This window comes from Winogradskyella ludwigii, from assembly GCF_013403985.1.
GTDB classification, from domain to species: domain Bacteria; phylum Bacteroidota; class Bacteroidia; order Flavobacteriales; family Flavobacteriaceae; genus Winogradskyella; species Winogradskyella ludwigii.
Map to the genome: position 1 here is coordinate 117,793 of NZ_JABFDF010000005.1, position 12,780 is coordinate 130,572.

The following is a 12,780-nucleotide window of genomic DNA, read 5'->3' on the forward strand; positions in this document are numbered from 1 at the left end:
TTTAATTTTTATCAGGTTCTGCTTCAGACAATTTCATTGGGAATAAATTCTTAATGGTCTCAATACGCTCATTAAGTTTTTCATCCTTGCTAAATTGATTCTTCTCTTTCTCTTCTAACATTGCTGTGAAAACTTTATCTGCTTCAGGGTAATACTTTCGGTATAACCTATCTGCTTCACGTTCTCTTAAGAAGTTATAAGCTGCAACCAACTCATTTTGTACATCCATGTACTTTTCATAAGTGGTTTCTCTATCATGTTTCATTGAGATAATTGCTTTCTCTGGATGATCAGATGATGATTCATCTTTCTCTCCTTTACAATAATCACAAGATTCACCAGCTGGATTTGTACCTCCACCATTATCAAGAAATGCAATTGCTGCTTTTCTTAAATCTTCTAAAGGCATTTCCTCATCTTCAACCAATAATTGATTGTTTCGATTTATTAAAACTGTAAATAGATTTTTTTGCTTAATAATTGGCGGTTCAACTATAGAGTCATCAATAGGTGGCAAACTTCTTAATAAACCTTTATCCTTAGCAATTGTTGTTGTTACTAAGAAAAAGATAAGTAATAAGAAGGCAATGTCAGCCATTGATCCTGCATTTACTTCGGGTGCTGCTCTTTTTGCCATGTTATATTATTTACTAATTACTTTTTTAACTCCTGAGAAAATCATAGCTATTGCAGCAATTCCTAGTAAAAAATAGAATGCTACTATACCTGCTCCAATCATTGTAGATTCTCCAGGTGTAGCAATAGTATCTCCATTCTTATATTCTATTGGTAAATCACTACCAGATAACGCATAAGAAATTAATAATACAACTACAAATGCACCTACACCGATTAGTGTGTTCTTTAGACCAGCTGTATTTGAAAATAAATTTTTCAATACAAAAAAGACTACGAACAATACAGTAAGTCCTAGTATAATATAACCTATCCAAGCCATAGGCTCAAAGAGACCATCTTCTCCGCCAGTTTTAATGGCTTCATCACCAGCTGCTATAATTCTAACCAGAGATACAATCCCGATTAAACTTAAAACAGCGGCTACTATTTTTAATATTTTGTGCATAATTAATTTTTATTTTTTATGTCTTACTAATAAATCCATCAATGTGATTGATGCATCTTCCATATCATTTACAATGCTATCAATTTTAGCAATGATATAATTATAAAAGATTTGAAGTATAATAGCTACAATAAGACCAAATACTGTTGTTAAAAGTGCTACTTTAATACCACCTGCTACTAAAGAAGGTTGCATATCACCAGCTGCTTCAATTTTATCAAAGGCTTGGATCATACCAATTACCGTACCCATGAAACCAAGCATTGGTGCCAAAGCGATAAATAAAGAAATCCAAGAGACATTCTTTTCTAATTGTCCCATTTGAACACCTCCATAAGCTACAACAGCTTTTTCTGCAGCATCGATGTCTTCATCTGCTCTATCTAAACCTTGATAGAATATAGAAGCAACAGGTCCTTTTGTATTTCTACAAACTTCCTTTGCAGCTTCAATACCACCAGAGTTAAGTGCATCTTCTACATTTTGTGTTAATTTTTTAGTGTTTGTAGTCGAAAGATTTAAAAAGATAATTCTTTCAATAGCAATAGCTAGTCCAAGAATTAAACATAGTAGTACAATACCCATAAAGCCTGGACCACCTTCGATAAAACGCTTTTTTAATTCTTGGTGAAACGTCAAATCTTCTGCCGCAGCATCATCTTGAGTTACACTAGTTACTGTTGCTGTTGCACTTGCAAAGGCTGTTGTTGCATTTGCATTAACAGTTCCGAGAGCCAATAAACATGTTATGGCAAGGATAGAAAATAATCTTTTCATTGTTCTGAATCTTAATTTTATTAGTTAAAGTGTTAAAGATAAATAAAAAAATGCAATCTAGCGTAAAATATCAGCAGAGAGGAAGGGATTCGAACCCTCGATACCCTTTTGAGGTATACACACTTTCCAGGCGTGCGCCTTCGACCACTCGGCCACCTCTCTAAAAATTCTATTTCAAATTACACAGTGCCAAATAACGAAAAAATCTTCAAACACTAAAATTTAAAGTGTTATTTTCTGTTATTTTTAAGACATTTCTCCTCTCAAGGAAGTTTCAAAAATAGTTTTGAAATTATTTCTTGGAATATTCTCACCCAAAAGATACATCAATTTTGCAATCGCGGCTTCCGTAGTTATGTCACTACCAGATATTACGCCAATTAATTTCAGTTGTGAACTGGTTTCATACTGACCCATATTTACTCTACCTCCTGCACATTGGGTAACATTTACAATATGAAGCCCATTTGTAATTGCATCTGCTAATAATTTTACAAACCAAGCTTCGGTTGTTGCATTTCCTGAACCGTAAGTTTCAATAATTAGCCCTTTAATTAATTTACTTGTAAGAATAGCTTCACAAATTGGTCTAGAAATACCTGGAAATAATTTTAGTACTCCTATATGAGTATCCATTCGTGTTCGCAAAATCAATTTTTTATTTGGTTTTGGTTTCCAAAGGTGTTCTTTATTCACTTTTAAATGAACTCCTGATTCGGCTAAATGCGGATAATTGAGCGACTCAAATGCTTCAAAATGTTCTGCATTGATTTTTGTGGTTCTATTACCTCTATATAATTTGTATTCAAAATAAAGTCCGACTTCTCTAATTACTGGTTTGCCTTCTATTTGTAATGACGCCATTTGTATGGACGTAATTAAATTCTCTTTTGCATCTGTACGCAAATCTCCTATTGGCAATTGAGAACCGGTTAAAATTACAGGTTTTGCTAAATTCTCTAGCATAAAACTGAGGGCAGACGCGGTATAACTCATAGTGTCACTTCCATGTAATACGACAAAACCATCAAAATCTAAATAATTATCACCTATAATAGTCGCAATATCTCCCCAATATTTAGGACACATGTTAGATGAATCTATGGGTTCTTCAAAAGAAATCGTTTCTATGGAACAGTCTAAAAGTCGTAATTCTGGTATTTTAGTAAGTAGACTATTAAAATCGAATGCTTTTAATGCACCTGTATCAATATCTTTAACCATACCAATGGTGCCTCCTGTATATATTAATAGGATGTGCGGTTGCTTTATCATTTAAATTCCGAATATAGCTTTTGAATTTTCTGTAGTAATGGTAGCGATTTCATCTTCGCTTATACCATAAAGCTCCGACAATTTTTCTAATACCTTATTAATATAGGCACTTTCATTGCGTTTCCCTCTGAAAGGTTTTGGTGCTAAATAAGGCGAATCGGTTTCTAAAACAATGTGTGTCAGATCTATTTGATTTATAAATTGGTCAATCTTACCATTCTTAAACGTAACCACTCCTCCAATTCCTAATTTCATATTGTATGAAATGGCTTTTCTTGCTTGTTCTATAGTCCCAGTGAAACAGTGAAAAATACCGAATAAATCATCTGATTTTTCTTCTTCTAAAACCTGAAAAATTTCATCAAAAGCATCTCTACAATGAATAACGATAGGTAATTGGTATTGTTTTGCTAAATGTATTTGATGTCTGAACGCTTCAATCTGAATATCTAAAGTTGATTTGTCCCAATACAAATCAATGCCGATTTCTCCAATCGCACAAAATTTTCGTTGTGCTAATAAGTCTTCAACATGCTTCAACTCTTCTTTATAATTCTCTTTTACAGATGTTGGGTGCAAACCCATCATTAAAAATACATAGTCAGGGAAATCTTTTTCTAGCTGAAGCATAGATTCCGTATGTGTAGAATCTATGGCCGGAATAAAAAACCGTGTAACATTAGCCTCAATCGCTCGATTAATCATTTCTGCTCTGTCTTCATCAAAAGCATCACTATATAAATGGGTATGTGTATCTGTAATTATCATTTTGTAAAAGTAAAAAAGTCATCTTGGTTTTGATGACTTTTAATTTCATATTTAATATTGAACACTTATAAAGACACCTTGCTCAATAAAAAGCATATTACAAATAGAATAACTTTAGTTTCTAATCTAACTTATTAAACAGTTCTTGAGCACGCTTATAATCGTCTGCATCTTTAGGTACAGACTGCAGCGTTTCTTTACATAGTTCAATTTTCTCTTGTTTTAAATAACTCAAGGCTAAAATCCATTTGGCTTTATTCTTATAAGCTGAACTACCCTTAGACAACTTATTTAATAAAGCGTCTGCTTCTTCAAACTGATTGGTTTCTACCAAAGCCATACTTTTATAGAGTTGTATTTCTAAATTAGAAAAATCTTCTTCCAAAATAGTATTAAATGCAGCAATAGCAGCCTCATAGTTTTGCGTATTAAAACTTTGTTCTGCGTTACTAAAGTTAGCATCTTCTGCACTACGTACTGTTAGACTGATGGCATCAAAATTATTGTAGTCGTTATAATTAGGTTTACCAAGTAGGTTGAATACAAAGAAGCCTAATAAAATAACTACAGATGCTGCTATAGCATATTTGTAAAAATTAGATTTTTGTGACGATTTATTTTCAACATCTGCACTTTCAATATCATGAAAATATTGGTTGGTAATAACATCTAAATTGGCTTTAAAATCTGCCGATTCTTGTTCATTTGCAATGTTATGCTGTAAATGAGAAGATACATCTTTATAAATTTCGAATGCGGTTTTAAAATCTGAATCGGACTCTAAACGTTCATCAAAAGCTAATAAATCGCTCTTAGACAAATCGCCAGTGAGATACCCTTCAAACTGTATGTAATCTTGTTCTTCCATAACATTAATAATTCAATTGGTTAAATTTGGGTGAGGCTTGCACAAGTTTAGTTAATTGACCTATACATAACGATTTCTTTTTTCGAGCATAGGCATAAGTAATATTGAGACTTTTTGCGACTTCTTCCATCGATTTAATTTTAAAGGTTGCCTTTAGTAAATCTTTACAAGCATCTCCTAATTGCTGAAACATCTCATTAAACAAAGCTTCTTTGTCTTCAAAAATGGACGTTTCAAAAGATAAAACTTGTGCATCATCATCTTTAGATAACACATCGTCATTAATTGTTACCTCATTCACTTTTCGTTTCTTTAATTGATTTAACCATTTGCGTTTACAAAGCAAGAAAAAATAAGCATCAAAGGGACATGTAAGTTCTAACTTTTTCTGCTTGGCTTGATTAAATATAGTAATAATGGTTTCTTGGATTACATCTTGGGCATCATGAGCATCACCACTATTCTGCTTCACATAATTAATCACTTTAGGCGCAAATTTATCATAGATCGCCTTAATAATAAAGGTATTATTTGCAGCTAATCCATCAATATATTTCTGGTCTTCGTGTAATTTTTTATCGCTCATAAGCCCTTTATTTTCAACGAATTTATAAAATATTTATAAAATGAAGGTAACAATTTTAAATGTGTTTTGATATAAGGGTGTAACAAGAAAACAAAAAGGAACAAACAAAAACAAAATATCATTTAAAACAGGGTAACAATTTTGCTCCCTTGTTTATATAACTACAAATAACCATAAAGTCTATAATTATGAAACATTCAAAAAAACTTTACTTTAAAACAAACACCAAACGTATTGTTAGTAAAAACCTACTCAGCCTTTTTGCCCTATTTACAATGACCGCAATTCTAACTACAAGCTGCGAACCTAAAGAAGATAATAACTGTGATAATTGCAACGAACCACCTACGGCTCAACAATTTAATAACATTAAAACTATTGCTCTAGAAAACCTTACTCAGACATTTGGCTTTAATACAGATGATGGTTATATAAACTTAACTTCAGAGCAAGGTGTACAGATAAACATTAACGCCAATTGCCTTACTTACAACGGCAATCCTGTAACTGGAGATATTACCTTAGAATATATAGAACTTTTTGAAAAAGGTAACATGCTTACAACCAATAAACCGACTATGGGAATAATGCCAAATGGAGATAAAGCCTTATTAGTCTCTGGTGGTGAATTCTTCTTAGAAGCGACACAAAATGGAAACATTTTAGATACAAATTGCGGGATACAATTAATTATACCTGCAGGTTTAACTGGTGGAGCTGATCAGGATATGACACTTTGGAATGGAGAAATAGACAATGAAGGCAACTTAGCTTGGGATGAAATTGAAGACGAAAATGGAGCTAACCCAGTACCTTTTGTTGAAGGTAATAACTATTATCCCGCATTTGAAGGTTTTGGATGGGCTAACGTTGATAGATTCTATAACGATCCAAGACCAAAAACAACGATTCAAGCACAAGCACCTGAAGGTTATGATAATGAAAATAGTTCTATTTACTTGTCTTATGATGGTGAAGCACCAGCATTAGCACAATTAGACACTTATGATGAAGCTTTAAATATTTTTAGCGAGCATTACGGACAAATACCAATTGGTTTAGAATGTCATGTGATTTTTGTAACAGAAACAGACGGAATTTGGAGATATGCTATTAAACCAACAACTATTGTTGCTAATGATATTATCACTTTTAATTTAGGGGAGACTATAGTAGGAACCGAAGCTACATTAATAGCTTTAATGAATGATTTACCATAAATCATTGCTTACCTACTTAGTTCTTAAAAGTCAGAAATTAATTTTTCTGGCTTTTTCGTATGCTCCATAAATAAACTTATAGCGTTTTAGCTTCATAATTAAAACGCTATTAGTTATTAATTGTTAATTTTAATCACAATAAATTCATCATTATGAAACCTATAACCTTATTCTGTTTCGCTTTAATACTATCTGTTTTAAGTTTTGCCCAACAAGACATTGAGAAAGACACCATTCGCAGAACAGCAAGTATTGAGCAAAAAAACCTTGGAGATAAGATTGAATTTAAAGCAAATGCTCCTATATTAAATCAGATTGCTGGAGCTCCAAAAGCATTCTACACTAATTTTTGGGAATTTGGTGATGGTACTTTTAGCAAGGAAAAAGAGCCTGTAAAAACATACAAAAAAAATAGAGAATATACCGTTAGATTATGGGCAACTAACAATTACGATACCGGAAAACCACCACTTACACGTCCTAAAAAAATAGAGGTTAGCAATGCCAATGATAGCTATGAAGATGAAGCTTCTATGGATAGTGCACTAAACCTACAACGCAATAGCGAACCTATACCAGATGAAGAAATGGTTATGGTTTTTAGCTATAAAAACACTAAAAACTATACTACCAATGGTAAATTCTTTTTGTTTTATAATGAAGCTAAATATAAAGATGACAATTTTAGCCTCATTGAAACTAGAACATACCATAATGAAAAAGCAATAAATGATGCCATTGTATATACGTCAGAATTTGATTCTGATGTTTTTTATGCTTCTGATGAAGATAATTTAATGATTCTTAAAGCAAAACCTCAAGACACAACAGTTCGTAAGAATCTACCAAAGACTTTAGACGATGCCAAGTTTGCCTATAGAAATTCAAGTCAATTAAGCTTTGATAATATGAAACCTAATGAAGAACGTCATGTCTTCTATAGTTTAAAAACAACTAAAGAAATGCTAAAAGATACTTCAGCGATTATTTCGGTTAGAGGTGTTTATGTTCCTGAGGACAAGTACGACAATCACCATGTAAAAGACATGGAAATGGAAATTGTAACCTCTCACGATCCTAACAAGATGTCTTCTAATTCTACATTTCTTAATTATAGATTAGTAAAATATAAACGTCCAAAATTTAAAATTAGATTTCAGAATAATGGCGAAGGTCCAGCATCTACAATTCGTCTAGAGACTGATATACCTGACATGTTTGACAAAACGTCTATTGAAGTTTTAGACATGTATCCTAAAGTAAAAATTTGTCCAAAACACGATGTCACATATAGTTGCCTTGACACGACTTATACTGCAAAGCAAGCCATTTTCACATTTAAAAACATCTATTTACCAGGAAGTGAGCAAAAAAACGTAAAAGAATACGATTCTACAAAAGGCTTTGTACAATACCGATTAAAGTTCTCCAAGGATTTTCATAAACAGAAAACCAAATCGAAAACGGCTATTATCTTTGATAAAAACGATCCGATAATCACTAATTATTCTACAACACGTTTTTTACCAGGCGTTTCTATTGGAGTAAAAGCAGGTTACAACTCATTTGCCGATCTTAAAAATTCTGAAAATTATTTTATAGGTGCTACTATTTCACCATACAAATCGTATCGTTGGTATTGGCAAGTTGAATTATTAAACAGTTTTCATAAGTTTGAAAGCAACACCGAAATTAAAGAAGAAATTGTAGATGATGGAACCATTGGCATTCCGTATACCGAACGCACTACCACAAACAGAAGCTACAGTAATATAGATTGGGAAATTCCCGTATTGGTTAGATATAACGTAAATAATTATATCGGTTTAGGCGCAGGAATCATTGGAACCATTTCCGTTAGCGAAAAACAAGATCAATCTATTTTAACGGAACAATTTGAAGGGCAAGGTGCTGATTTATTTCTTTTTGATAGTAGCACTACCAATGAAAATGTTTCAGAATCTTTCACCAACATAAGATCGGGATTTTTAGTAGAAGCTACAGCTGGTTTTGCTAGAATTGGGCCAAGTCTTGGAGCACGTTATGTCTTTAATTTACAAGACAACTACAATTATTTGCAACTTTATGCTATTTGGAAATTCTAGTTTAAACGATGATTAACAAAGGATTCTTCATCATTTTTTTATTGGTCTTCGGAACTTGTTTTGCTCAAGATTTGGAAGAATCGATTTATGTTGCTACTGAAACCTTTAATCAGCTCCAAAATGAAGCATCTTTAACCAAATTAAACAACACATCTCTTTTATTTGAAACACAACTAAACACCAAAGACGAGTATTATGCATATATAAATCTACTCGCTAATAAAGCTTATTATCTCAATAAAATAAATAAGCAATCTGATGCTATTAAAAGTTATGAAAAAGCACATTTACTTTATATTGAACATCACATTTCTTCTTATGACATTATAGAATATTGCCTTATTCCATTAGGCATTCTGTATCACAAAACCAATGCGTATTCAAAAGCAGAACAGATTACAACCTATTACCTTCAACTTGCCGAAAAGCAAAACAATAAACCACAGCAGATTTCAGGTTTCATTAATCTCGCCAAGATTTACCAATCTTTAAACAAGCACCAACAAGTTATTGCCATTGTTAATAAAGGTTTTAAAGTTGAAGGGATTAACAAATACCAAAAACGAAATCTAAGTTATATCAAAAGAAAAAGTGAACGACTCATACAAACCCAACAGAAGCGTTTGTTTTTAGATAATGACTTAATTGGACCAAAATTTAATCCTAAAAATGTTGAAGACTATCAACTCAATTACGAAACGGCTATAGAGAATGAAGATTATGATGCAGCCTATTCTAATTTAAACCGGTTAAAGCAATTAAAACTTAACAAGCTTACATCTGCTAGAGACAGAGCAAAATTCAATTTTCAAGAAGCACAATTACATTATAAACGAAATGAAAATGATAAAGCTTTAGCAAAACTAAAAACTTGCTTGGCTATATTACTTCCAAATTTTAACGTTAATCAACTTCCAAAATCTAGTGATTTATATCCTGAAAATACCTTTATAGATATTTTTGATCTTTGGGCAGAATTACAAACAGAACCAGAAAAAGCATTACAATGTTACGATTTAAGTTTTTATGTTGCTGCCATGCTCGCTCAAGAAAACACTAGTCAAGAAAGTTATATTCTTAATGCTAATGTGAACAAAGACCGAAGTGAAAAATGCATTAATATATTATACCATTTATATCAAACCAAAGGAGATAGTGATTATGCAAAACGAGCATTTCAATATGCAGAACGCAATAAAGCTCTTGCTTTAAAATGGTACACAAAAAAACGAGCCCTTTTAGAAAAACACCCAAATGACAGCCTTCTTTTAAAAGAACAATATCTATTAAAAAAGCAGCAACAATTTTCAAACAGATTACTCAACAGACCTATTAATAGAGCACAACTCTTAGAGCGCGATAGCTTGCAATTACAACTTATTACCACAGGCACAAAACTCAAACAATTACAAGATTCTATTAATAGAGCACATGCTTTAGATTTATACAATACTTTAAACATTCAAAATTTAAAGTCAAAATTAAAATCGGATAATGCGTGTTTAGTAGAATATTTTTATGGTAAAAATGGATTATATCAATTTGTTTTTTCGCCAAAACATATTTCTTTTAAGCATATAGATTTATCAAATTCAAATAAAGAAAGCATTTCAAAATTTATAGATTATTTTGAAAATGCTTCAGCAATAAACAATGATATTTCTCTGTTCACTGAGGACGCTTATAAATTATATCAATTATTACAACTAAATGACATTTCGTCTTATCAAAATGTTGTTATAGTTGCAGATGGCCTTTTAAATTTTATTCCTTTTGAAAGCTTACTCACACAAACAACCTCAACTTCAAGCTACGCTAATATGCCTTTCATGGTAAAACGTCATCGTTTGGCATACCACACGAGTGCTTCATTTTATAATAACTCAAAACCTTATAAATTCATTAATTCTGCACTTGGTGTTTTTCCTGTTTTTGATAATAGCAACCTAAAACTCACCTACTCTATTGATGAAGCTGAACGCATAAATAATGAGGTTAACACCGAATTCCTTATGTATAATGATGCCACGAAAGTTGATGTATTAAAACAGATAAATGACTATAGTATTTTACATCTTTCTACACATGCCAATAGTGGTAGCTTTACGACACCTTCGACTATTGATTTTATAGACTCAAAATTACAGTTACAAGATTTGTACAATCTAGATTTAACCAATGATTTAGTGGTTTTAAGTGCATGTGAAACAGGTATTGGTGTGCTTCAAAAAGGAGAAGGCAGTATGAATTTTGCTCGTGGTTTTAAATATGCAGGAGTTTCCAATATGGTTGTTTCACTCTGGAAAATTAATGACTTATCTACGTCTCAAATAATGTCTAATTTCTATCATGATCTTAGACAGTCAGAATCTGCTTTTAATGCTAATCAAACTTCAAAATTAGCATACTTAAATGATCCTGAAATTTCTAATATAAAAAAGTCCCCATATTATTGGAGTGCTTTTGTCTATTTTGGAGACCTCACCGAACCAAAATCTTCAAATAACAATAATCTAATTATCTATATCATCTTAGGCCTAATAATTGCAGGCTTATGTTGGTTACTAATATATAAACGAAAGACATGGAAACATTAAAAGACTTCCTTAAAAATAAAGGGTATTCAAAAATTAAATTAAAATTTACTAAAACCAATCACTTTGAAATCAAAGCTTCTATTAATGGTGTAAAAGGACGTTTTATTTTAGATACAGGCGCTTCTAATAGTTGTGTAGGTTTTGAAGCTATTGAACGTTTTAATCTTAAAGTAAAAGATTCAGAAATAAAAGCCGTTGGTGCTGGAGCATCAGACATGGTGACTCAAATTTCTACTTCCAATAATTTGAAGGTTGGGAAATGGAAGAAAAATCGCGTGGCATTAATTCTGTTTAATCTATCTCACGTTAACAATGGACTTATAAACCACAACGCAGATCCTGTGGATGGTATTATTGGTGCAGATGTATTAAAAAAAGGTAAAGCTATTATTGATTATGAAAAGAAATACCTCTATTTAAAGTTGTAATAAATTTCGTATAATCGCGTTTCTTGTTACCTTTAAAATTACACCGTTGAATTAATAGCAAAAATGAATCCAACAATTATTATCGCAGACGACCATCCTTTGGTTTTAAAAGGTTTACACGACTTTTTAATAGAAAAAGAATTCAATGTTTTAGCAAGTGCGAAAAACGGAAAAGAAGCTTTGACACTTATTAAAGCGCACAACCCTGACATCGCCATCTTAGATATAAAAATGCCGTTTTACACAGGCCTTGAAATTGCTGAAAAGTGTAAAAAGGATCAGCTTAGTACAAAGATTGTACTTATTACTTTCGAAAAAGATGAAAAAACGTATTACGACGCTAAGGCTTTAGGTATTTATGGCTATGTTTTAAAAGAATTTGCTTTAGTAGAAATTGAGAATTGTATCTCGTCTGTACTTAAAGACACTCCATATTTCAGTCCTGAATTATTAAAATTTTTAGAGCTACATGAGTTACCTAAACATTTTGAATCTTTAACTAATCATGAAAAAGGAATTGTTAAATTGATTTCACAAAACAAGACTGGAGTGGAAATAGCAGACTTACTTGCAATTTCTCCAAGAACAGTAGAAAAACACAAAAGTAATATTATAAAAAAATTAAAATTAGAGAGTAAACAAAACAGTTTACTCATTTGGGCTAAAGAAAATTCTAATCTTTTTGACAGCTAATTGTAAATTAGCTTAAAACTACGTAAAGTTACGTATAGTATGATATCATTTTTTTTGTGACCTTTACACCATGTTGCGATGTAGGGGTTGTAACATAAAATTAGTTATTAGTTGATTCTTCAAAATAGAGGATTGATTAAATATTAGGGATTATTTAGGCCTTGAACTTTTGTTCAAGGCTTTTTTTTATGAAAAAACCAAAAAATACGTAAAGTCACGTATAGTATTGCTTTATAATTATGTGCAATTTTACACCAGCTATTAATCAACACCTTAGTTTAAAACCTTTTGAGCTCTGAATTAATTATCAATTCAGAGCTTTTAAAGAAAAACAATAAGAATTATGGAAACAATGAAAAATGAATCTTCATCAAAAACG

12 protein-coding genes and 1 tRNA gene are annotated in these 12,780 nt (G+C 31.7%); 5 read left to right on the forward strand and 8 right to left on the reverse strand.

Going from position 1 to position 12,780, the window contains the following annotated elements:
* Window position 1: 1 nt before the first annotated feature.
* From HM981_RS12935 to HM981_RS12970, 8 genes are all read right to left on the reverse strand, one after another.
* Entirely contained in the window at window positions 2-637 is a 636-nt protein-coding gene (locus HM981_RS12935) for an ExbD/TolR family protein (RefSeq protein WP_179339231.1), read from the reverse strand.
* Between the two features lie 6 nt (window positions 638-643).
* On the reverse strand, window positions 644-1,084 hold the full coding sequence (locus tag HM981_RS12940) for a hypothetical protein (protein WP_179339232.1): 441 nt from the start codon (window positions 1,082-1,084) through the stop codon (window positions 644-646).
* Between the two features lie 9 nt (window positions 1,085-1,093).
* Window positions 1,094-1,861, reverse strand: coding sequence for a MotA/TolQ/ExbB proton channel family protein (locus HM981_RS12945; RefSeq protein WP_179339233.1), 768 nt, complete (start codon window positions 1,859-1,861; stop codon window positions 1,094-1,096).
* A 74-nt stretch (window positions 1,862-1,935) separates the two neighbouring features.
* A tRNA-Ser gene (locus tag HM981_RS12950) sits at window positions 1,936-2,023 on the reverse strand.
* An 84-nt stretch (window positions 2,024-2,107) separates the two neighbouring features.
* Window positions 2,108-3,136: an asparaginase gene (locus HM981_RS12955; protein ID WP_179339234.1), complete on the reverse strand. Its 1,029-nt coding sequence runs from the start codon at window positions 3,134-3,136 to the stop codon at window positions 2,108-2,110.
* Window positions 3,137-3,904, reverse strand: a complete 768-nt coding sequence (locus HM981_RS12960; RefSeq protein ID WP_179339235.1) for a TatD family hydrolase — start codon at window positions 3,902-3,904, stop codon at window positions 3,137-3,139.
* A gap of 121 nt (window positions 3,905-4,025) precedes the next feature.
* Complete coding sequence (locus tag HM981_RS12965) at window positions 4,026-4,772, reverse strand: tetratricopeptide repeat protein (RefSeq protein WP_179339236.1); 747 nt, start codon at window positions 4,770-4,772, stop codon at window positions 4,026-4,028.
* A 4-nt stretch (window positions 4,773-4,776) separates the two neighbouring features.
* Entirely contained in the window at window positions 4,777-5,358 is a 582-nt protein-coding gene (locus HM981_RS12970; RefSeq protein ID WP_179339237.1) for an RNA polymerase sigma factor, read from the reverse strand.
* Between the two features lie 188 nt (window positions 5,359-5,546).
* Between HM981_RS12970 and HM981_RS12975 the strand changes: the two genes are divergently transcribed.
* The 5 genes from HM981_RS12975 to HM981_RS12995 all read left to right on the forward strand — a co-directional run bounded on the left by HM981_RS12975 (window position 5,547) and on the right by HM981_RS12995 (window position 12,401).
* On the forward strand, window positions 5,547-6,578 hold the full coding sequence (locus HM981_RS12975; RefSeq protein ID WP_179339238.1) for a hypothetical protein: 1,032 nt from the start codon (window positions 5,547-5,549) through the stop codon (window positions 6,576-6,578).
* A gap of 152 nt (window positions 6,579-6,730) precedes the next feature.
* Complete coding sequence (locus tag HM981_RS12980) at window positions 6,731-8,683, forward strand: DUF7849 domain-containing protein (protein ID WP_179339239.1); 1,953 nt, start codon at window positions 6,731-6,733, stop codon at window positions 8,681-8,683.
* Window positions 8,684-8,691: 8 nt separating this feature from the next.
* Window positions 8,692-11,280: a CHAT domain-containing protein gene (locus HM981_RS12985; RefSeq protein WP_179339240.1), complete on the forward strand. Its 2,589-nt coding sequence runs from the start codon at window positions 8,692-8,694 to the stop codon at window positions 11,278-11,280.
* Window positions 11,268-11,708 carry a retropepsin-like aspartic protease family protein gene (locus HM981_RS12990; RefSeq protein ID WP_179339241.1) on the forward strand — a complete coding sequence of 147 codons (441 nt, stop codon included), beginning with the start codon at window positions 11,268-11,270 and terminating at the stop codon, window positions 11,706-11,708. The genes HM981_RS12985 and HM981_RS12990 overlap by 13 nt, the downstream gene beginning before the upstream one ends.
* A gap of 63 nt (window positions 11,709-11,771) precedes the next feature.
* Window positions 11,772-12,401, forward strand: coding sequence for a response regulator (locus tag HM981_RS12995; protein WP_179339242.1), 630 nt, complete (start codon window positions 11,772-11,774; stop codon window positions 12,399-12,401).
* The last annotated feature ends 379 nt before the right edge of the window (window positions 12,402-12,780 follow it).

Coding starts and splice junctions, on each gene's coding strand:
- HM981_RS12935 (WP_179339231.1), bottom strand. CDS start 637: ATGGCAAAAAGAGCAGCACCCGAAGTAAATGCAGGATCAATGGCTGAC.
- HM981_RS12940 (WP_179339232.1), bottom strand. CDS start 1,084: ATGCACAAAATATTAAAAATAGTAGCCGCTGTTTTAAGTTTAATCGGG.
- HM981_RS12945 (WP_179339233.1), bottom strand. CDS start 1,861: ATGAAAAGATTATTTTCTATCCTTGCCATAACATGTTTATTGGCTCTC.
- HM981_RS12955 (WP_179339234.1), bottom strand. CDS start 3,136: ATGATAAAGCAACCGCACATCCTATTAATATATACAGGAGGCACCATT.
- HM981_RS12960 (WP_179339235.1), bottom strand. CDS start 3,904: ATGATAATTACAGATACACATACCCATTTATATAGTGATGCTTTTGAT.
- HM981_RS12965 (WP_179339236.1), bottom strand. CDS start 4,772: ATGGAAGAACAAGATTACATACAGTTTGAAGGGTATCTCACTGGCGAT.
- HM981_RS12970 (WP_179339237.1), bottom strand. CDS start 5,358: ATGAGCGATAAAAAATTACACGAAGACCAGAAATATATTGATGGATTA.
- HM981_RS12975 (WP_179339238.1), top strand. CDS start 5,547: ATGAAACATTCAAAAAAACTTTACTTTAAAACAAACACCAAACGTATT.
- HM981_RS12980 (WP_179339239.1), top strand. CDS start 6,731: ATGAAACCTATAACCTTATTCTGTTTCGCTTTAATACTATCTGTTTTA.
- HM981_RS12985 (WP_179339240.1), top strand. CDS start 8,692: ATGATTAACAAAGGATTCTTCATCATTTTTTTATTGGTCTTCGGAACT.
- HM981_RS12990 (WP_179339241.1), top strand. CDS start 11,268: ATGGAAACATTAAAAGACTTCCTTAAAAATAAAGGGTATTCAAAAATT.
- HM981_RS12995 (WP_179339242.1), top strand. CDS start 11,772: ATGAATCCAACAATTATTATCGCAGACGACCATCCTTTGGTTTTAAAA.